The sequence below is a fragment of the Sphingopyxis sp. DBS4 genome, assembly GCF_024628865.1.
Lineage (GTDB): Bacteria > Pseudomonadota > Alphaproteobacteria > Sphingomonadales > Sphingomonadaceae > Sphingopyxis.
In genome coordinates, this window is sequence record NZ_CP102384.1 from 2,167,549 (window position 1) to 2,188,320 (window position 20,772).

General features: G+C 63.9%; 18 protein-coding genes. 11 read left to right on the forward strand and 7 right to left on the reverse strand.

Features of this window, described 5'->3' with window-relative positions:
• The first annotated feature begins 27 nt into the window (after positions 1-27).
• Positions 28-1,233, forward strand: a complete 1,206-nt coding sequence (locus NP825_RS10350) for a cation:proton antiporter (RefSeq protein WP_257551200.1) — start codon at positions 28-30, stop codon at positions 1,231-1,233.
• A gap of 178 nt (positions 1,234-1,411) precedes the next feature.
• Here the strand turns inward: NP825_RS10350 and NP825_RS10355 are convergent, their stop codons facing one another.
• Positions 1,412-1,846 (reverse strand): hypothetical protein, encoded by a 435-nt coding sequence (locus tag NP825_RS10355; RefSeq protein ID WP_257551202.1) that lies wholly within the window; start codon positions 1,844-1,846, stop codon positions 1,412-1,414.
• A gap of 153 nt (positions 1,847-1,999) precedes the next feature.
• Positions 2,000-2,680, reverse strand: coding sequence for a FadR/GntR family transcriptional regulator (locus NP825_RS10360; protein ID WP_257551204.1), 681 nt, complete (start codon positions 2,678-2,680; stop codon positions 2,000-2,002).
• Between the two features lies 1 nt (position 2,681).
• Here NP825_RS10360 and NP825_RS10365 point away from each other — a divergent pair, with 1 nt between their 5' ends.
• The 4 genes from NP825_RS10365 (at position 2,682) to NP825_RS10380 (ending at position 8,145) form a co-directional block, all read left to right on the forward strand.
• The gene (locus tag NP825_RS10365; protein ID WP_257551206.1) at positions 2,682-2,852 is read left to right on the forward strand and encodes a hypothetical protein; all 171 of its coding nucleotides are present in this window, start codon (positions 2,682-2,684) and stop codon (positions 2,850-2,852) included.
• Between the two features lie 230 nt (positions 2,853-3,082).
• On the forward strand, positions 3,083-4,516 hold the full coding sequence (locus NP825_RS10370; protein WP_257551208.1) for an MFS transporter: 1,434 nt from the start codon (positions 3,083-3,085) through the stop codon (positions 4,514-4,516).
• A gap of 127 nt (positions 4,517-4,643) precedes the next feature.
• The gene (locus tag NP825_RS10375) at positions 4,644-6,869 is read left to right on the forward strand and encodes a TonB-dependent receptor (RefSeq protein WP_257551210.1); all 2,226 of its coding nucleotides are present in this window, start codon (positions 4,644-4,646) and stop codon (positions 6,867-6,869) included.
• 58 nt (positions 6,870-6,927) lie between these two features.
• On the forward strand, positions 6,928-8,145 hold the full coding sequence (locus NP825_RS10380; protein ID WP_257551212.1) for an amidohydrolase family protein: 1,218 nt from the start codon (positions 6,928-6,930) through the stop codon (positions 8,143-8,145).
• Between the two features lie 243 nt (positions 8,146-8,388).
• Here NP825_RS10380 and NP825_RS10385 read toward each other — a convergent pair whose 3' ends face one another.
• Both NP825_RS10385 and NP825_RS10390 read right to left on the reverse strand, forming a co-directional pair.
• On the reverse strand, positions 8,389-9,600 hold the full coding sequence (locus NP825_RS10385; RefSeq protein WP_257551214.1) for a CaiB/BaiF CoA-transferase family protein: 1,212 nt from the start codon (positions 9,598-9,600) through the stop codon (positions 8,389-8,391).
• 213 nt (positions 9,601-9,813) lie between these two features.
• The gene (locus NP825_RS10390; RefSeq protein ID WP_257551216.1) at positions 9,814-10,548 is read right to left on the reverse strand and encodes a FadR/GntR family transcriptional regulator; all 735 of its coding nucleotides are present in this window, start codon (positions 10,546-10,548) and stop codon (positions 9,814-9,816) included.
• A gap of 148 nt (positions 10,549-10,696) precedes the next feature.
• Here NP825_RS10390 and NP825_RS10395 point away from each other — a divergent pair, with 148 nt between their 5' ends.
• The gene (locus NP825_RS10395) at positions 10,697-11,875 is read left to right on the forward strand and encodes an acyl-CoA dehydrogenase family protein (RefSeq protein WP_257551226.1); all 1,179 of its coding nucleotides are present in this window, start codon (positions 10,697-10,699) and stop codon (positions 11,873-11,875) included.
• An 82-nt stretch (positions 11,876-11,957) separates the two neighbouring features.
• Here the strand turns inward: NP825_RS10395 and NP825_RS10400 are convergent, their stop codons facing one another.
• Positions 11,958-12,470: a flavin reductase family protein gene (locus tag NP825_RS10400; RefSeq protein WP_257543085.1), complete on the reverse strand. Its 513-nt coding sequence runs from the start codon at positions 12,468-12,470 to the stop codon at positions 11,958-11,960.
• Positions 12,471-12,608: 138 nt separating this feature from the next.
• On the opposite strand from NP825_RS10400, the gene NP825_RS10405 reads away from it, so the two are divergent.
• From NP825_RS10405 to NP825_RS10425, 5 genes are read left to right on the forward strand one after another with little or no spacing between them, the layout of a single operon-like run.
• The gene (locus NP825_RS10405) at positions 12,609-14,258 is read left to right on the forward strand and encodes an FAD-binding protein (protein ID WP_257543087.1); all 1,650 of its coding nucleotides are present in this window, start codon (positions 12,609-12,611) and stop codon (positions 14,256-14,258) included.
• Positions 14,258-15,049, forward strand: coding sequence for an alpha/beta fold hydrolase (locus tag NP825_RS10410; RefSeq protein ID WP_257543089.1), 792 nt, complete (start codon positions 14,258-14,260; stop codon positions 15,047-15,049). The genes NP825_RS10405 and NP825_RS10410 overlap by 1 nt, the downstream gene beginning before the upstream one ends.
• Positions 15,049-15,822, forward strand: a complete 774-nt coding sequence (locus tag NP825_RS10415) for an SDR family NAD(P)-dependent oxidoreductase (protein WP_257543091.1) — start codon at positions 15,049-15,051, stop codon at positions 15,820-15,822. The genes NP825_RS10410 and NP825_RS10415 overlap by 1 nt, the downstream gene beginning before the upstream one ends.
• Before the next feature lie 27 nt (positions 15,823-15,849).
• On the forward strand, positions 15,850-17,118 hold the full coding sequence (locus tag NP825_RS10420) for a cytochrome P450 (RefSeq protein ID WP_257543093.1): 1,269 nt from the start codon (positions 15,850-15,852) through the stop codon (positions 17,116-17,118).
• Entirely contained in the window at positions 17,115-18,200 is a 1,086-nt protein-coding gene (locus NP825_RS10425) for a zinc-binding dehydrogenase (protein ID WP_257543095.1), read from the forward strand. The genes NP825_RS10420 and NP825_RS10425 overlap by 4 nt, the downstream gene beginning before the upstream one ends.
• Positions 18,201-18,215: 15 nt before the next feature.
• Here NP825_RS10425 and NP825_RS10430 read toward each other — a convergent pair whose 3' ends face one another.
• The gene (locus NP825_RS10430; RefSeq protein WP_257543097.1) at positions 18,216-19,250 is read right to left on the reverse strand and encodes an LLM class flavin-dependent oxidoreductase; all 1,035 of its coding nucleotides are present in this window, start codon (positions 19,248-19,250) and stop codon (positions 18,216-18,218) included.
• Entirely contained in the window at positions 19,247-20,770 is a 1,524-nt protein-coding gene (locus NP825_RS10435; protein WP_257543099.1) for a class I adenylate-forming enzyme family protein, read from the reverse strand. Before NP825_RS10435 ends, NP825_RS10430 begins: the two co-directional genes overlap by 4 nt.
• Positions 20,771-20,772: the final 2 nt, after the last annotated feature.

Here is a 20,772-nt window from a genome sequence, read left to right on the forward strand (position 1 = left end):
TCGGTGGCGACGCGATAGCCATTCGATATGGGCTTTGCGGTCGACCTCCTCTGCTTCCTCGTCGTGCCCGTCCTCTGCTGGCGCCTCGTTCGCGGCGCGGTGCCGATGGCGGTCCTCCCGATTCTGACCGGCCTCGCGATCGCCATCGCCGCCGATCGCTTCGGTTTCGACAAAGCCGCGCTCGGTCCCTCGCCGCTCGGCGAGGCGGTCGGATGGTGCGGCGTGCTCGCGCTCGCCTTCAGCGCCGGGCTCGAAACACGCACCGCGGCGGACCAGCTTCCCCCGCTTGGGAAACAGGCGGTCGGCTCGGCGCTCGGCGCGCTCGCCCTGCCCTTCGCTATCGGTTTCGTGGTGGCGCTGTCGGGGTTGCTCGATCTCGTCCTGCTGCGGCCCGCGGGCGTATCGCCGCTGCTGTCGGCGGGCGCCATCGCGCTATGCCTCGCGGTCAGCGCACTTCCCGTTCTGGTCGGCATCGTGCGCGAGTTGCCAATGATCGACCGGCCGCTCGGCAATCTCGCGCTGCGGATCGCTGCGCTCGACGATGCGGTGCTGTGGAGCGGGCTTGCGCTGCTGCTTTTCCTTCACAACGGTGAGAGCCGCGCAATGGCCCTGGACGGGCGGGCCTGCCTCGCGGCGCTCGGCCTGCTCGCGTCGATGCCGCTGCTGCGCGGCCGGATCGATCGCTTCCTCCCCGACCATCTCGCGGCGACGGCGGCGATCGGTCTCTTCTATCTGGCAGCCGGAGCCTGGGCGACGACGGTGCTCGGCCTGCACGAACTGCTCGGCGCCTATTTCGCGGGCGCGATGGCGCCGCGGCGCCTCGCCGAGCGGCTGATGCCCGAACGTCTCGGCAAGGTGGCGCTGTTCGGTCTGTCGCCGCTCTTCTTCGCGCATCGCGGGCTCAGCATCGACGGAGCAGTGGTCACGCCCGCGGCGCTGGGCATCTCGCTGCTTCTCCTGCTCTTTGCCGGCACGGCCAAGCTCGCCGCGATGCATCTGGTTCCACCCGCGGGCGGCATGCCGCCGCGCGAACGCATGCGGCTCGGCCTGCTGCTCCAGTGCAAAGGGCTGATGGAGATCGTCGCGGCAACGATCCTGGTCCAGGCGGGACTGATCACGCCGACGGTCTTCGCGGTGCTTGTTACGCTGGCGCTCGTGTCGACGACACTGACCGTGCCGCTGCTCCGCCTCGCCTCGCGCGTGGCGGCGATCCGGCAAGCGTCAGCCCTTTAGCGTGTGATCGGGGGCCAGACCGAAACCCCGCCCCACCTTCTCGTAACCCCGGCGAAGCCAGTCGCGCCGATGTCAGAGGCCGGTCCTATGTTCGCCTGCCTCATCCGCCGCAATCTGTCCCGCAGACAAACGAGATTGCGTCTTCATCGACCGACCTCTCCAACAAGGGCGGCCATCGTCATAGCGTTATGTCGGCCATATGATCGTGCATTTTGCCAAGCACATGGAGCAGAGTTTTTGGCGCCTTGCGCATATCGCCATGCATCGAGACGCGGCCAGCCTTCGCCATTGCCGCGCTATGCGCCGCCTGCGCCGCAATATCTTCGGGCGTCGCCCGCCCGCGGTGCAGTCGAGCTGCCGGAAGCATCGCCGCATGGTCGCCGCGGATGACGACATCGGCCGCGATCTCATCCTCGAAAAACTCGACGCCTTGCCCGGTGATTCGGGCAGCAAGCACGACCGTCTCGCCGTCCGGGGGAACATCCGTGATCACTTCGCACATGCTGAAATCGGCTTCCGGAAAGGAGGCGCCATGCTCGGCGACCAGGTTCGTCAGAATTCCGTGCATCGCCGCACGCCAGTCACGGGTCGCATAGACAAAATGTTCCGACATCGCCCACACTCGCTTGCTGACCGCACAGCCCCATGGGCCGACGGGCTTCGATCGCCAAGGCCCCCCAGCCCAAACCTCTCCGCAAACGGAAAGGCCGCGCGTTTCGACAGGCATCGGCTAATATGGTGCAATTATATTACTATTTTTCCCGTGTCAACCCGAGCCATATAGATCGAGGATCGAGGCCTCGCCCAGTTCGCCCAGCACGATATCCTTCAATCGCTGCATATGCTGTCGCCATACGGCTTCGGCAGCCTCCGCATTGCGCGCGTTGATCATTTCGATGAGCATCGTGTGGTTGGCGAGCGCCGTCCGATTGAGTTCGAGCTGATCTTCGCGGGCTCGCGCCACGAAATGCGTGGCGTGTCGCCGGAATATTTCGTCTAGCATTCCGGTCATCAACGTCAGCACGGTGTTGCCCGCCTGCTGCATGAGAATGCGATGCAATTCGGCCGTCGCAAGCGCGAACACGTTGAAATTCTCGATATTCTCGCGTTCGCGATCGAGGTGCGCCCGCAAGGCTTCGAGGTCATCCTCGGTGCGAGATTCAGCGAGCGCGCGCATCAGGGGCGGCTCTATAATGAGCCGAGCTTCGAGCACTTCCTTGAGCGTGGCGCCGCGGATCTGCAGGAGCGATCCGATTGACTTGGCGGCGATCTCGTCGCTGGGCAGCCTGATCCGCGCACCGCCATGCGCGCCGCGTTTTACCTCGATCAGCGACTCGGCCTCGAGAACCCGGAAGGCTTCGCGCAGCGAGGAACGCGATACGTTGAACTCGCTCATCATGTCCGCCTCGGACGGCAGGGCGTCGCCGGCCTTCAGTTCGCCCAACACGATGCGCCGCCTCAATTTTTCCGAGATGAGCTCGGCCGCCTTGGGCACCCGGATCGATTGCGAAGCGCCCCCGCCCCCTGCAACCGCCCCCCGCATCTTCACTCTGCTGACCAACGATCGCTCCTTTCCCAAGCTGTTCCAGATCGCGCTGTATCATCGGCCACCTAAATAGGCCATTCAGTTGTAAGATTATTTGAGATGATGCCGCGACCGCCGAGCATGGTCGGATTCTCGCGTCTGGCCGCGGGCAAAAGGCCTGCAATTTCCTTCTGTTTGGCGATGTTTCTCAGCGCATGTCCCCGGGACGGTTCGTCGAAAGAATAATTGGTGCACTCTTTTCTTGCGAAGGTCGACGGTTTCGCACATGGTTGAAAAAACACCGATCAACGAGCGGGAGGCGACGTGACCCTGGAAGCGCAGATGGCGGGGCTTGGCCCCGAGGAGAGGCCCGCGCGCATCGCCGAATTGACCGGTTGGCGAACGATCGCTTTTGCAAGTCCGTCCTTCGCCCTCACCGCGATGCTGTTGCCGGTGCTCATGTATCTGCCCGATTATTATGCGCACGAGCTCGGACTCGGCCTCGCGACCATTGCCTTCGTCCTGTTCACGGTGCGCAGCGCCGATATTGCATTCGACCCCGTTCTGGGGCTGATGATGGACCGGAGCCGGTCGCGCATCGGGCGTTACCGCTCCTGGTTCGTGACCGGCGTCCCGCTGGCGATGGCCGCAATCTACATGCTCTACAACGCCCCCGTCGGCGTGACGGGAGTCTATCTGTTCCTCTGGCTCGCAATCGCCAATGTGGGGCAATCGATCAGCTATCTGGCGCATACGTCATGGGCCGCATCGTCCGCCAGGACCTATGATCACCGTTCCAGCGTATTTGGTTGGCTGATGGTTTTCTCGGTGCTTGGCATGTTCCTCATCATGGCGCTGCCGCCGGTGCTCAGTCTCACGCTCGGCTGGACGCGGCCGCACGGCGTTCAGGCGATGGGCTGGCTGATGATCGTTTCGCTGCCGCTGACCGCGATCCTGGCGCTCGCCGCCGTTGGCGAACCGCCGGCCCGACCGGCGCTGGCCCATCCGTCGGCGCGCGAACTCTTCGCTCTGCTTCGGCACGGCCTCGTCGTCCGCCTGCTCGGCGCGGATATCGTATGGGGCATTGGTCCCGCCGTTGCGGCAACGCTGCTCTTTACCTTTTTCGACAGCCTCAAGCTGATCGATCGCGATATCGCCGGTCTGGCGCTGCTCGCCTATTTCATAGGCGGGATGGTCGGAGCGCCGCTCTGGATCCGCATCGCAAAGGGCAGAGGCAAACATCGCGCACTGATGTGGTCGGGGCTCACCTATGCCGTCGTGCAATCCGCGATCCTCCTCGTGCCGCCAAAGCAGGTCGCGCTATCGTTGATCGTGATGGCCATCGCGGGGCTGCCCAGCAACGCGGGCCCCATCCTCATTCGCTCGATGATGGCGGACGTCGCGGATGAAGTGCGGCTCTCGACCGGAGTCGACCGGATGTCGCTTCTGCTTTCGCTCCTCTCATCGATCGGCAAGATCGGATCGGCGGTCATGACCGGGGCGGCGCTCTACATCCTCAGCCTCGTCGACTTCGACATCAAACTCGGCCCGGACAACAGCGCGAGCAGCCTTCATGTTCTCGCGTTCCTCTATGCGCTCCTGCCGGCATCGACCGGCCTTTTCACCGCCTGGATCATCCGCGGCTATCGACTCGACGCCCGGGCCCATGCGGAAATTCGTCGTCAACTCGATGAATTGGATGCCAAAGCACCCCAGGAAACCGGAATTTTGGGGGCTACCCGAGCAACAAACAGCTAAAAAATTATATTTAGGGTATTGAGTGCACTATTTATCCGATTTATGATGGCGACGCCGGGCCGCCCTCTGCCACCGAGGCAGGAGCGGCCTGAGCATCGAACAACAAAGTCTCTGGGGAGAGGCACGAATGCGTTACAACGCTTATATCCTGCGGGCATCCTTGCTCGCCACAGCCGCTTGCGCCGTGCCATTTTCCGCCGCGCACGCTCAGACCGCCGCACCGGTTGCGACACCGCCGGCCGACCGCGTCAGCGATATCGATGACGAGATCGTCGTCACCGCACAAAAGCGGGCGCAGAATGTGAAGGATGTCCCGATCGCGATGACCGTCATTGGCGGGAAGCGGATCGAAGACAATCAGATCACCAGCTTTCACGATATCGAACGCATCGCTCCCAGCTTCAAATCGCTGCAACTCGGCGATGCCCGGGCCTCGACCATGAACATGCGCGGCGTCAGTTCGGTCCAGGGCAATCCGGGGCGCCACTCGTCGCTGGGCGTCTTCGTCGACGGCATTTTCATGGCGCGGACGGGGATGGCATCGTCTCAGGATTTTCTGGACATCGAACGCATCGAGGTTCTGCGCGGCCCGCAAGGGACGCTGTTCGGGATGAATACAGCCGGGGGATTGGTCCATATCATCACCCGCAAACCCAGCGTGTCCGATGTGTCCGGCCGCGCCGAGGTTGTCGTGGGCGAATATGACACCTTGGAAGCACGCGGCTATCTGTCCGGACCGATCGTCGAGGGCAAGCTCGGCGCCAGCGTTTCCATGGCGAAAAGCACGCGCGGCGGCTTACTCTATAATTCGGTTCTCGATCGCCGGGTGGATGACGAGAACAAGTTCAGCGTGCGCGGCAAGCTTTTTTACACCGCCGACAAATTCGATGTGCTGATTTCGGGAGATTATCACAAGGAGACCTCGATCTGCTGCAGCGCGGTATTCACCAAAGTGACCGGCACGCCGACGACCGCCAGCGGATTCTATCCCGTCACCCCTCCCCCGGGCTATCCGTTCAGCCGGATCACGATCCAGGATGGGCTCAGCACCAATCCCAACAGCGGCGGCGGCGTCAGCATGGAGGTCAACGTCGATATCGGCGACCACAAGCTGACATCGCTCACCGGCTGGCGCCGGTGGACGGTCCGATCGGTCAACGATCCCGATTCGGTGGATTGGAATTTCCTGAACGGGTTCCTCATCTATCAGGCCCACAAGCAATTCAGCCAGGAGCTCCGCCTTACCTCGCCCGCGGAGCAGAATCTCACCTATGTCGCGGGTCTATTCTTCTACGACCGCCGTTCGCGCGACTATGAGGATCTGCACATCGGCCCCGACGACCGCCCGCCGGTGTTGGTCGAAGGACAGGCAGCGATCACCGACTCGATCGTCAAGGACCGCAGCTATGCCGTCTTTGGGCATATGGAATATAAGCTGACCGACAAGCTGACTCTCGCAGCCGGTGCCCGCTACACTTGGGAACCGCAGAAATTCAGCTTCGATCAGAAATCCCAGATATATATCTATCCGAACTTCGGGCAGATTTACCGCGACCGGACCGACAAGGCTCTCACGTGGAAAGTCGATCTTCGCTATGCGTGGACGCCGGAACTGACGACCTATGCCAGCCTCGCGCGCGGCTTCAAGCCGGGCGGGATGACGATGACGCGCGTGTCGAGCCTGTCGGGCCTGATGTTCGAGGAAGAAAGGAACCTCAATTACGAACTCGGATTGAAAGGCGTCTTTCTCGATCGCACGCTTACGGTCAATGCGGCCGCATTCTATACGACATATAATAATTTCCAGACGACCGCGTTCGACGGCACGCGCTACATCACCGCCAATGCCGAGGAGTTCATCACCAAAGGCGTGGAACTCGAAGGCCATTGGGCGCCTTCCCGGCGCTTTTCGCTTTCGTTCGGTGCCAGCTATGTCGACGCGCACTATACCGACTTCAAGAACGGTCAATGCAGCGGGGTGACCGGGCCCTGCGACCTTTCGGGCAAGCGCCTGAACGGCTCGGCCAAATGGAACGTCAATGCGGCTGCAAGCTATACCGCGCCGATCACCGATGGCCTCGATGGCTATCTTCGCCTGGACTATGCCTGGAAGAGCGATATCTATGTCGCGCAGGATCTCAACCCGTTCACGCGGATGCCGGCTTATGGCGTGCTCAACGGGCGGATCGGCGTCAACAGCGCGGACGGCTTCTCTGTCGAGGTTTTCGCGAAGAATCTGCTCGACAAAAACTACCTGCTCTACGCTTATGGGCTACCCTTCGGTTCGGGCGGCTATGTCGGCTATGTCGGCGCGCCGCGCCTCTTTGGCATCCGCGTCTCGAAATCCTTCTGATCCGCCACGTGCATGGCCGATCGAAGCCGATCGGCCGCTGCCAAATAGGAGAGATTCCATGTCCTATGTCCAAAATGAAATCGTCCATGACGCCGACGCGCATATCGTCGAATTGCCCGATTGCCTCGATCCCTATTTCGATCCGGGGATGCTGGAAACCTATCGGGAGGCCCGCAATCAGGAACGCGAATTCCGCGCCCGCATGGCCCCGCTGATCGAAAAGGGCGTGTTCGAGCAGTTCGCGGCAAAGCATGACGATCCCGAATTCCGCGCCGGCGCGGACGAGAATGTCCATAACCGCAAGATGTACGAGGCCGCAGGCGCCTTTCGCGCCGATGATCGGCCCCGCGTCCTCGATCTGCAGGGCTATGCCAGCCAGCTGATCTTTACCTCGCTCTGCCTGCGCAATTTCGACTTCGACGCCGGCACGAACATGGATCTGGCCTATGCGTCCGCCCGCGCGCACAATCGGATGATGACCGATTATTGCTCGGTCGATCGCCGGCTTTTGCCCGTGGCCTATATTCCGATCGCTGATATGGCACGCACCCCCGCTGAAGCCAAATATGCCATCGAGCTCGGCGCCAAGGCGCTGATGATCCCGGCCCATCCCCCCGAAACCCATTCGCATGCCCATGTCGATCTCGAGCCGCTTTGGGCGATCGCCCAGGAGGCGGGCCTGCCGATCGTCTTTCACATCGCCGGCACGCAGTTTCCCCGCGGTTACAAATTCACCGGCCGTGCCAATGTGAATGATACGGTCAGCGGCGGTGACGGCGATCATAATTCGCTTGGCCTGATCGCGATTCCGCATCCCATCCTGCTGACGCTCGCCGCGCTCATGTTCGATGGCGTGATGTGCAAATTCCCCAAGCTGAAATTCGGCGTCATCGAACTGGGCGCATCATGGCTGCCGAGCTTCATGAAGCTGCTCGACTCGAGCGTCATGGCGTTCGCGCGGCACGAAGAGCGCCTGCGCAAGCTGACCGCAAAACCCAGCGAAATCGTTCGCCGCCAGGTTCGCGTGACTCCCTATCCGACCGACGACACCGGTTGGATCATTGCCAATTCGGCGCCCGAAATCTGCATGTATTCCTCCGACTATCCGCACCCGGAAGGCGGACGCGATCCGATGAAGCATTTTCGGGCCTCGATCGCGGCGGCCAACCTGCCCCGATCATCGGTCGATGCATTCCTGCGCGAGAATTTCATCGACATGATGGGCGACGGGCTGGCTCCGGACCTGCGCTATCCGAAACATCTGACGGCGGCCTGAGTCCTCTCACCAAGGCCCACTTGTCGGGCCGGCGCTTCCATGCGCCGGCCCGTCTTCTTTGAGCGCATGCTCACAAAAAGGCGCGCACCCCGCCCTGCGCTAGCGCCGCTTTTCCAGCGGCAAGGATGACGTGGCGGAACATGATCGAACCGACCGAAGGCGACCGAAGGCGGTCGGCCTATGCAGCGGACAGGCCAGCGGCGCCGGTGTGCGTTGATGACGGGGACGGCGAGCGCCGCGCCGTCAGGCGGACATCGCCTGCGCCGGCGGCAGCATCGCCTCGACTTGTTGCTCGTCGACCCCCAGCCCGGCAAGGATCGCCCGCGTGTCCGCGCCGAGCCCCGCCACGCGGCGGGGCAAGGCGCCGTCCCGGGCCATGCGGAAGGCCGCGCCAGGCACCGGCACGGGCGACCCGCCGCCCGCCAGTTCGACGAAGGCGATCGCCGTCGTCGCGTCCGCGACCTCTTCCTCGTAAAGCTGCGCGACGCTGCGCGCGACACCGCACGCGATTCCGGCGCGCTGCAATTCGGCGAAAGCCTCCTTCGAGCCGCGCTCGGCGAACCACGACCGTGTCGCCTTGATCACCGTCACCGCCAGGGCCGGATCGGCAGCGAGGTCGAGCTTCTTGCCGGCTTCGGGAACCCATTCGGGATGCCCCAGCAGACCGCATAATGCTTCCCACATGCCGGGTGTGCCCGGCAGTATGAACATCGGCGCATCCCGCGTCGCGAACATTTCGAGCATTCCGCGGCTGGATCCGCGCCCCGGCGTCTCGCCCTTCACGCCCGCGGCGGGGACATGATAGCTGAGCTGCGAGGTCATCGATTCGAGCATCGAAACCGATACGAAGCGACCGGTGCCGGTACGGCGCTGCTCCCACAGCGCGCACATCACCGCATAGGCGGCATTCATGGCGACCGAATGATCGGCCATGAAGAAGGGGCTGATCAGCGGATCCCCACCCGCCGGACCATTGAGCGAGGCATAGCCACTCATCGCCTGAATGGCCGGATCGAAAGCCAGATAGTCGCGCCGCGGATCGTCGACGCCATAGCCGGTGATATGGACCATTGAGGCGCGTGGATTGATGGTTTGCAGCCGTTCGAAACCGAAGCCCAATTTTTCCGGTATGCCGAGCGCGTAATTGGTGACGACGACATCGGCCCAGCGGAGGAGCGCATCGAGCGCCGGACCGCTCGCCGGGCTACGCAGGTCGAGCGCCGCGCTTCGCTTCCCGCGATTGTGGCAAGCAAAAGCCAGGCTCTCGCCGTCATCCGCGAGCGGCGGCGAGTGCCGGCCCGGCTCACCGCCAAGCGGTTCGAGCTTGATGACATCCGCACCTTGGTCCGCCAACATCATCGCGCAATGCGGGGCGGCTATATAGTGACCAATTTCCAATACTTTGACATCGGTTAGCGGACCGGACAGCCGCTCCGAATCGCTCTTCTCGGCCATGAATGTCTCTCCCTATTATTAGTATAATGATATAGCTTTTTTTGGAGATGGCAATGTGGAAGACGCGAATGTTCGCCGGCGCCCGTCAGGATTTTGCCACGGATTTCATGGTGGCAGGCCCGGGCGTGCGACGCCGCTGCCGCCCCGGCTGAAGCCGCTGTTCGCGGCGCGATGGTGGAGGTCTTGCAGGCGGCCTAGGCCGATCGCCGCGCCTCAATACAAGTCGAGGACCGTCGTCTGGCCGAGCTCGCTGCCGATAATTTCCCGCAGCTGGTCCATATGATCCTGCCATATGGTTTCGGCGCGTTTGGGTTTGCGGGCGGCGATCGCGTCGACCAACGAGCCATGATTGGCCAGCGCTTTCTGATTGAGCGCGAGTTGATCCGGGCGGGACCGGCTCAGAAACCGTTCGACATGCCGCACGAATATATCATCGAGCATGCTGACGATGACCGCCAGCGCGACATTGCCCGCCCGCTGGACAAGCAGCCGGTGAAATTCGGCGGTCGCCCGGCCGAACCGGTCGAAATCCTCGATGACGGCGGCTTCATGCGCCACATGATCGCGCAGCGCCTGAATATCCTCCGCAGTGGCCGCTCCCGCCAGGCGGGCAGCCAGGCGAGGTTCGAGAAAGGCGCGCGCCTCGAGCACCTCGGCAAGCGTCGCGCCTCGAAACTGCAGCAGGAACCCCAGGGTTTGCGCCGTGGATTCCTCTTGCGGCGTGCAAATGCGCACGCCCCCCTTGGCGCCGCGCAGGACGCGGACAAGTCCCTCGGCCTCCAGCAGGCGGATCGCTTCGCGTAGCGTCGGGCGCGATACGTCGAACTGCGCCATCATGTCCGCTTCGATCGGCAAGGCGCTTCCTTCGACCAGCTCACCGAGCACGATGCGGCGTCGGATGGCCTGGGCGATGATCTCCGCCGCCTTCGGAATTCGCACTGGCGACATTCGATCCATCATTAAATTGGTCCTTTACCGATAAAGCCGCCTGTTCGGCCTGTCATTTCCACCTGCCGCCTTCCTCCCCTAGCCTTGCGCGCGCGCCAAGTCATCAAAACTGGTTGATTCTCATAATTAGTAATATAATTTAGATAAAATGAAAAACCAGTTGAAAAGCCAGTCGCATCACTTTCGTCGGGAAACGCGGGCGTGGCTGGAAACCCATTGTCCGCCGGAAATGCGCGGCCCCGGCCATGGCGAGGAAGATCATTGCTGGGGCGGCCGCGACCCGGATTTCAGCAGCGCCGCCCAGAAGAACTGGATGGAGGCGATGGCGGACCGCGGCTGGACCGCGCCCGATTGGCCCGTCGAATATGGCGGCGGCGGCCTGTCGCCCGACCAATGCGGCATATTGCGGCAGGAGATGGACCGCATCGAAGCGCGCAATCCGCTGTTCAGTTTCGGAATCTCCATGCTGGGGCCCGCGCTGCTCAAATATGGAACGGAGGCTCAGAAGAGGCGGTTCCTGCCCGAGATCGCGCGCGGAGAGATCCGCTGGTGCCAGGGATATTCCGAACCGGATGCCGGATCGGACCTCGCGGCGCTGCGGACGCGGGCGGAGGACAGGGGCGATCACTGGCGGGTCAACGGGCAGAAGATATGGACCAGCCACGCGGACAAGTCCGACTGGATATTCTGCCTCGTGCGCACCAACACGGCCGCCCCGAAACATCAGGGGATCAGTTTCCTCCTGTTTGACATGGCCAGCCCTGGCGTGACGACGCGGCCCATCCGCCTGATCTCCGGCTACTCGCCTTTCTGCGAGACTTTTTTCGACGATGTGCGCGTGCCCAAGGATCAGATCGTCGGCGAGGTCGACAGGGGGTGGGATGTTGCGAAATATCTTCTGTCGCACGAACGCGAGATGATTTCGGGGCTGGGCTTGCTCGGCTCGGATGAGGCGCTGGGACAGGAATTCGCCGAACGACTGTCCGGCGATCCGCTGTTGCGCGCCGCAGTGGCGGAATTCGACGTCGACGCTCTGGCCTTTCGGGCGATGAGCGAACGATTCATCGACGAATTGCGAGATGGCCGCGCGCTGCCCGCGGGATCCTCGGTGATGAAATATGCCGCGACCGAACTCCACAAGCGGCGCCACGAACTCCGCATGGCGCTCGGCGGATCGCAGTCGCTGGAATGGGAAAGCGACGCAACCGCCTTCGGTCTGCCGGCACGCGAATGGTTGCGAACGAAGGGCAATTCGATCGAAGGAGGAACAAGCGAGATCCAATTGGGCATCATTGCCAAGCGCCTGCTGAACTTGCCTGGGTCCTGATCGGCCGTCGCCGCGCCTGTGCGGCTCGCGGCCGATATCCCCTTGCCTCCTCTCTTGTCGCCAGGGCCGACCGCGCGTCACGTCAGCACCGGAACGCTCCATCGACATAGATCAACGGACTGACATCCCCGGCAATGCGAACATCGATCACCCGCCCGACGAAGACGCCGTGCGTTCCATAAAAGAGCGCCTGCTCATACCGGCAGGCGAAGCTTGCCTGAGCGCCTTCGAGTATCCAGCCGCCATTGGCGGCCCTTTGCCACCCAGCATCGGAAAAACGGGCCTCGCCCGAAGCGCCCCCGGCGCAACGTTCGGCGATATCGCGCTGCGAAACATCCAATATGTTGACGCAGAAGTCGCCTCCTTCCTCGAGAAGCGAAAACATCGATGCCGACCGATTGGCGCAAATCAGCAAGGACGGCGGATCCATCGACAGTTCCGAAACGGCGGTTGCCGTCATTGCGGCGCGCCTGTCGCCGCGATGCGCCGTCACGATCACGACGGCCTTCGCCAAACGGCGTAGTCCCAGCTTCAAAGCTTCGGCCACCGCACGGGCCTCGATCGCGCCCTGTTCCGTCAGATTGTCAGTCGCCAAAAATTTTCTCCTTGATGGGACATCCACGCAAGCCTCGCGACGCCGCCGCATTTTTTCGGATGCGTGTTGGAAAGGTCAAAATTCCGCTTTTCAAAATCAGTGCTATAATTTAGATATTAATAGAGAAGAGGAAAGACTTTGCGCAAGAGCGAACATTTCTGCGACTTCCTGGTGCTCGGCGGCGGTGCTGCCGGATTGACCGGCGCGCTCGCTGCGCGCCTTGCGGGGCTGGATGTGCTGCTCGCCGAAAAGGAAGCATGGGTGGGGGGCGCAACGGCGCTGTCGGGCGGGACCATATGGCTCCCCGGCAGCCATATTCTCGCGCAAATTGGCATCGCGGATTCGCGCGAGGATGGCCTGCGCTATCTTGATGCGCTGATCGGCCCAGATCAGGATGCCATCGATCGCGATCGCGTGACGGCATTCGTTCGGGAGGCGCCGGCATTCGCCGCTTTCCTCGACGAACAGGGACTGGCGCTTCGTCATGCCCGCGGCTGGTCCGACTATTATGCCGAACTGCCCGGCGGCCTCGACATCGGGCGCACATTATATTGCGACACGTTCGACTTGCGCGAACTCGGCGCGGACGAAGCCTTGCTGGCCCCCGGCGCCCTGTTCTCCGCGGCGCATTCAATCGAGGTGTCGAAGATGGCGCTCGGCGTGCGCTCGTTCGAAGCGGCGCGCATAGCCCTTCGGGTCGCCGCGCGGTCAGTCCGGGCCAAGGCGACCGGCGCACGGCTCGCCACGCGCGGAAAAGCGCTCATCGGCCGGATGCTGCGGGCGGTGCGACGAAGCGGCGTGGACCTCTGGTGCGGCGCGCGTCTCGTCGAACTGCTTGTCGAGAACGAGCGTGCGGTCGGGGCCGTACTGGACCGCGACGGAACACGGATCCGGGTGGTCGCGCGCAAGGGAATATTGCTTGCCACCGGGGGATTCGCCCGGGATGCGCTGTTGCGCGCGCGCTATCAGGCACCCGTCGGAATCGACGCCACCATGGCTCCCGGCGGGGACACCGGCGACGGGATTCGCGCCGCTCGGGATGCCGGCGCAACCCTGTCGATGATGGAGGAGGCGTGGTGGGTCCCCGGCACGAAAACCCCGACGGGCCCCATGGTTCATGTCTGGGATCGCTGCTTTCCCCATTCGCTCGTCGTGGACACCCAGGGCGAACGCTACATGGATGAGGCCGGCCCCTATATGGAGGTCGGCCAACAGATGATCGCCCGCCACGCCAAGCTCGATACCGATCATAGCTGGCTGATCCTCGAGAGCCGGCACCGCAACCGATATTCTTTCGGCATGGCCCCGCCGATGATCACACCGGCGGGATGGATCGAAAGCGGATTTCTGATCCGCGCCGGGTCGATCGAGGAACTTGCCGGGCAAATGGACGTCGAGCCCGATCGGCTTCGCGCCACTCTCGATCATTTCAACCGCGGTGCCAGAGCAGGCCGCGACGATCGATACGGCCGGGGAACGAAGGCGATCAGCCGCTATTATGGGGATTGGCGGGTCAAACCCAACCCCAATCTGGGGCCGGTCGAGCAACCGCCTTTCTATGCCGTGCGCCTCTATCCCGGCGACGTCGGGACAGCGGGCGGGGTCCGCACCGATGCCCATGGGCGCGTGCTGGATTCGAACCTCCGGCCGATCGCCGGCCTTTATGCCGCAGGCAACACCGCAAGCGGGATTTTCGGCCCCTGCTACCCGGGAGCCGGAGCCTCGATCGCGCCGGGAATGCTGTTCGGAATGCAGGCCGCGCGACATGCGGCGCAGGAGGCCGCGTGATGCTTCGGGACATGACCATGACCATCGAGGAAACGTCGGCCGGCCCGGTCGCCCTTTACAGCGGCGGCGCGGGCACCCGCCCGTTGGTTCTGCTGCATGGCAACGGCCATTCGATCCATGAATTCGATCGCATCGTCCCGCTGCTGGCCGACCAATATAAGCTGCTCGGCTGGGATATGCCGGGTCATGGGGCGTCGAACGCCGCGCGCTCCAACCTTTCGATCGACGAGCGGGCGGCGCTGCTCGGCGACATGCTGGCCGGGCGAACGCAGGAACCGGCCGTTCTGGTCGGCACCTCGATCGGCGCTTTCATTGCCGCCGCGCTCGCCGTTCAAAGACCGAACCAGGTCGCGGCGCTGCTCCTGGTCGAAATGCAGGTGCGCGATCGGGCCTGGTGGGATGCAGCATGGCCGTTGGTGAACCGGATGTTCGGCGTTCCCCGACAGGATTTCGATGCGGTTCAGGCCCGGCTTTGTTCACCGCTCGACGACGCTCTTCTCGGACGGTGGAACGCCGATCGCGAGCAAGCCGGCGCGGAATCGATGATCGCCGCCATGGAAGCCATTCGCGATCATGATGCGGCGGCAACGCTGAGCGCGCTGACCGTCCCGACGCATTTCCTGTTCGGAGAAAAAGGTCCGGCAGCCGACTGCATCGAGGCCGCGCGGCAGTGCACCCCCCATGCCGGTTGCGGAGTGATCCCGGGGGCCGGACATTTCGTGTCGATCGACCAGCCGGAGTCTTTCGCGGCGGCGGTCGCCGGCATGTTCCGCGGGCGAGGAGTATGCTGATGTCGCTCGATTTCCTCTCCTTCCCGGTCGGCAGCGCGGCGATCGTCACGGGCGCCGCCAGCGGAATCGGCGCCGCGACGGCACAGATGCTCTGCGCCGCCGATGTGACGGTGATCGGCATCGATATCGACGCCGATCGCCTTCATTCCCTGGGCCTCGGCCCGACCTTCCACCCCTATGTTCTCGACACCGGCCAGCCCGACGAGGTTGGCGACCATATCGGCAGGATTGCGGCCCGCCACGGCCCGATCGCACATCTGGTGAACAACGCGGGACCGCCGTCCTCCCTGCCCCTGAGCATCGAAGAGGGGCTGGCGCAGACCGCGGGCAGCGTCCAGCGCGTTACCGCCGCATGGATGGCGAGCCTGCCTGCGGACTCCGTTCACGCCAGTCTGGTCAATGTCGCCTCGGTGGCGGGCGCCGTGGCCGGTGGGCCGCCGCCCTCGCTCGTGACCGGGCGCGGCGGCTCCGCCGACAATGGCTGGTACCCGGCGGGCAAGGCGGCCATTGCCGGCTTGACGCGCTGGCATGCCGTGTCCGCGGCCGGCCGCTATCGGGCCAACGCCGTGGCGCCGGGCATCACCCGAACCCCGCGGCTTCACGACATTGTCGATGGCGCCTACGGCCGCGACGTCCTCGCCCGCACGCCATTGGGACGGCTGGGGGAAGCAGCGGATGCGGCGCGCGCGATCCTCTTCCTCCTCAGCCCGGCCGCCTCGTTCATCAACGGTCAGACCCTCGTCGTCGATGGCGGCGGCGGCCTTGCCTTTTGACTCTCGCTAGCACGAATGAAAGATCCGATGACCGAAACAAGCGTTGACACGACGGCCGGCGTTGGCCGGGAAGATTGGGAAAGGCGCACGACGAAGCGCACCGGTGCCGGACTGGTGTCCGACCCCTATCCGAAGCTCGCCGAGTTGCGCGGCCGGGGACCGATCCACCGCGGATCGACGTTCGAACTCTTCGGCGTGCCGGACCCGATGGCGGAAGTCTGGCCGGAAGCCCAGCGTTTCATTTCGGTCGGCTATGACGTCACCGAACAGATATTGCAGGACAATATCGGCTTCTCCAACGCGGGCATCCGCAAGATGACCGAATATGTCTTTGGCGAAATATCGTTGATGGGGTCGGACGATCCCGAACATCGCAAATTCCGGGCGCTCGTCCAGCCCGCCTTCACGCGGCACGGTCTCGAGATATGGAGCGGCTTCGTCAGGCCGCGCCTCGATCAGTTGATCGCGGGGTTCAAGGCCAGAGGATCGGCCGACCTCTATTTCGAATATTGCGCCGAGTTTCCCGTCTATGTGATCGCGATGGTGCTTGGCGTGAAGAAGGAAGATCTCGAATGCTTCCACGAATGGACCGCGATGCTGCAGATCGCGGCTGCCCCCCCCGACGAGGCGCGCAGCGCCCGCCTCGCCGTCGAGGATTATATGCGCCGGATTATCGAGGACAGGCGAAAGAGGCCGCGCGATGACATCATCAGCATGCTTCTGGAGCGCGAGATCGAACTGGACGGCGTTCGCGAGAAAATCGGTGAACGACATCTGCTGGGTCTCATCAACAATCTTCTGCCCGCGGGAGCCGGCACGACCTTCCGCTCGTTGGGCATTCTGCTCGTGACGCTCCTGGAACGGCCCGAGTTGCTCGAGCGCCTCTATGTCGAACGCGAACGGATTCCCCGGATCGTCGAGGAAGTGCTGCGATGGAACGGGCCGGTTCTTTTCGCGCCGCCTCGCCTCGCCACGCGCGACTGCGTGATCGACGGGGTCGATATCCCGGCGGGATCGATCGTCGAGGCCGCGATCGGTGCCGCCAATCGCGATCCGGAGCGTTTCGAAAATCCCGACATGTTCATGCCCGATCGGAACCCACGCGTGACCCTCGCCTTTTCGACCGGGGTTCATTATTGCGCCGGATCGCAAGTTGCCCGGATGGAGCTGACCGCCGCTGTCAACGCGCTGCTCGACCATCTGCCGAAACTGCGCTTCGACGATAGCCGGCCCCGACCGCAAATCACCGGCCTCATGTATCGCATGCCGACCGGCGTGCCGGCGAGGTGGGGATGAAGGCCGCGATCTTCGTCGCAGCGGGTGAAGACCTGCGATTGGAAGAGGTGGAGAGCCTGCCGCCGGGCCCCACCGACGTGCACGTCCGCATCGACGCGACCGCGCTGTGCCAGACCGACGCGGCGGTTCGGCGCGGCGATCATCATTATGGATCCCCGGTGCTCATGGGGCACGAGGCAAGCGGAACGGTTCTGGCTGTCGGCAGCCATGTCTCGGGCCTTCGGGTCGGCGATACCGTGATCAGCTCGTCGGCTCCCTCATGTGGGCGCTGCCACCACTGCGCCGCCGGTCGTCCGCATATCTGCATCCTGTCGTCCAGCCTGCGGTCGGTGCCGCGCGCGCGGCGCGCGGACGGGTCGGTTGCGACGGCGCTTTTCGGGCTAGGCACTTTCGCGGAGGAGATGACCGTCGATCAGGCGTCGCTGGTCGCTATCGACACTGAGCAGCCGCCCGAATCACTGGCCCTGATCGGATGCGGTGTCACTACCGGCCTGTCGACCGTTCTCAACCGCACGCAATTGTCGCACGGCGGGACGCTCGCGGTCATCGGCTGCGGGACGGTGGGGCTCGCCGCGATATTGGGCGGCGGACTGAAGGGTGCCGCCACCATCATCGCCATCGACCCCAATCCGGCGCGCCGCGACGACGCGCGGCGACGGGGCGCCACCCACGCTCTCGATTCGGCCGAAGGCGATCTCGTGGAGACGGTCCGCGCGGCCACCGGGGGGCTGGGGGTCGATGCGACCATCGATGCGGTGGGCGCTCCCGCTACCGTAGCGCAGGCCCAGGCGATCACGCGCAGGGCGGGAGAGATCGTCGTCGTCGGCATGCCGCCCGCCGACGGCCGCTTCGAACTCGCTGCTTTGCCCTTTTTCCTTTCCGAGCAGCGGCTTTCGAGCGCCCTGTTCGGCTCGTCGCAAATCCGCCGTGATTTCCCGGCCTTCGTGCGGCTTGCCGAAACGGGAAGGCTCGATCTTGCGGGCTTCATCAGCCGCACCCTCTCGCTCGACGAGGTCAATGCGGGACTCGACGCGCTATCGCGGGGAGAAATCCTCCGCGCGGTGATCCGCCCCGGCCGCTAGGCCGGGGCCTTTCATTCAGGCTACCGCGCTTTCCTCGACCGGCTGCCCGGAAAACTCGCCCAACACCTCGCGAGCGAAAAAACGCAGCCGCTCGACTCCGCCCCAAGGATCGTTGAACAGCACATAGTCGACGCCGACGGCTTCCAGCTCTTTCAGCCGGGCGATGCAGGCCTCCGGCGTGCCGATCACCGTCGATGCTTCGGTTGCGCCCTGCGACGAATCCAGCATCTGCGATCCGACCACGGGGGCTTCCCCTTCTTCGTTCGGCACACGGGCGGTCGCCGCCAGCATCGCGATCGCCTTCAGCCTGCGATCCACTTCCGCGTTCCGCTTTGCGTCATCATCGACCAGCAGCAGTCCGCGCGTCACCGCAATCTGGTGCGACCGCGCCTCTACGCCGCGAATCACCTGCTCGTCGCGATACCAGGCGATGCGCTGACCGATGGCTTGCGTGTCGCTGAACTGATCGAGAAGCAGCGACTGCCCGCGCGCCGCAGCCTGGCGAATCGAGGCTTCGCTCTGCGCCGCGACCCAGATCGGCGGATGCGGCTGCTGCACCGGCTGCGGCTCGACGATGATGTCGCGATAACGCCAATATTGCCCCTGATGCGACCAGCGATCGCGTGTCGTCCAGCTTTTCAGGATCAGATCGATGGCCTCGTCGAAGCGCGCCGGAGCCGTCGCGGGATCGACAATGAAGCCATGGAATTCGTTCGGCCGATACCCGCGGCCGATACCGAAATCGAGCCGGCCGTTCGATACGACATCGACGGTCGCGGCCTGCTCCGCCATCAGCACCGGGTTGTGCCAAGGCAGCACGGTCACGCCCGTGCCGAGACGCATTCGGCTCGTCAGACCGGCCAGATAGGACAGCAGGGTCATCGAGGCGCTCAATTGTCCCGCGCCGGTAAAATGATGTTCGACGAGGAACAGGGATTCGAACCCCAGTTCCTCGGCCTTCACGACATAGTCGATAAAGCTGCGATAGGACTGGCTGTCGCCGGTCTGGTCGGCGCCGCGGGCGGCCCCACCAAAAAGTCCGAACTTCATGATGATCTCCCTCGGTTGGGTCGCATGATGGTGATCGCGTCGGCGGTCTGTGACCCTTCCAGCCGCCGTTTCAGCGCCAGCTTGTCCACCTTGCCGATCGCGTTTCGGGGCAGGCTGTCCAGGAAATGATAGGCGACCGGACGTTTGAACCGGGCGAGGTGCCGCTCGACATCCGCTTCGAGGCGGCGCCGGACATCGTCCGCCGCGGCGCCATTTGCGGCAGCGACGAAGGCAACGGGCACCTCACCCATCACATCGTCGCTTCTGCCGATCACGGCGACTTCGGCGACAAGATCGGTCGCTGCGATCACCTGCTCGAGTTCGGAAGGATAGATATTCTCTCCGCCGCGGATGATCAGGTCCTTCTTGCGCCCGGCGATCGTCAGCCACCCTTCGAAATCGAGGCGGCCGAGATCCCCGGTTCGCAGCCAACCATCGGTCAGCACCTCGGCCGTTTCCTCCGGCCGTTGCAGATAGCCCGTCATGACATTGGGGCCTCGAACCCATATTTCGCCCACGCGGCCCGGCGGACAGCGACGGTTTCCGGTTCCCATGATGGCGATTTCGATCCCCGGCATGGCTTTCCCTACGCTGCCCGGACGGCGCGGGCCTTCAAGCGGGTTCAGCGCCGCACCGACAGTCGATTCGGTGAGCCCATATCCTTCGATGACCGGAACCCCGTATCGCCCCTCGAACGCCGCGATCGCGCCGGCCGGCATCGGGGCCGCGCCGCAAATGGCGAAGCGGAGCCGGGGCGCGCGCGCCACCTCTCCCTGCTCGCCCGACAGCAGCAGATACATGGCGGGCACCCCCGAAAAATAGGTGGCGCCGCTGCGGCATATGCTCTGCCAGAAACTGTGCCGGTCGAATCCTTTCAGGATATGCGCCCGCCCGCCCGCTGCCAGAGGCGCAAGGATGCTGACCAGCAGAGCGTTGACGTGAAACAGCGGCAGCACGAGCAAAGACAGCTCGTCGCGCATGGCCAGCGCGGCGTGGATCGACCTGGTCATCGCGTCGATATTGCCGTGGCTCAGCATGACACCCTTGGGTCGCCCGGTGGTGCCGCTGGTATAGATCAGCAGGGCGGTTTCATGAGCGGCGACGCCGGGGTCAGGCAGGACGGCGCCGGAGGGCACGAGGCAGGCATCGACCGACAGGAGCGCAGCCTTCGTCCCCGCGATATGATTGGCGGCTCTCGCGTCGACAAGGACCAGACGACTGCCGGAATCCTCGATCTGATACAGGGCTTCGTTGCGCGTCAGATCGGGGTTGATCGGCATGAAGGCGGCGCCGAGCCGCCATGCCGCGAACATCGCCACGACGATGTCGAGACGGTTGGGCAGCATCGTCGCCACGACGTCGCCGCGACCGATGCCTTGCTGCACGAACATGAAGGCCAGACCGGCGACCTCGGCGGCAAACTCATCGGACGACAATGCGCGATGCTCGTCCCGGATCAGGGTGCCGCCGTTTTGTGGGCCAGGGGCCCAGTGAAGATGTACGGGTCGAAAATTCTCCATCG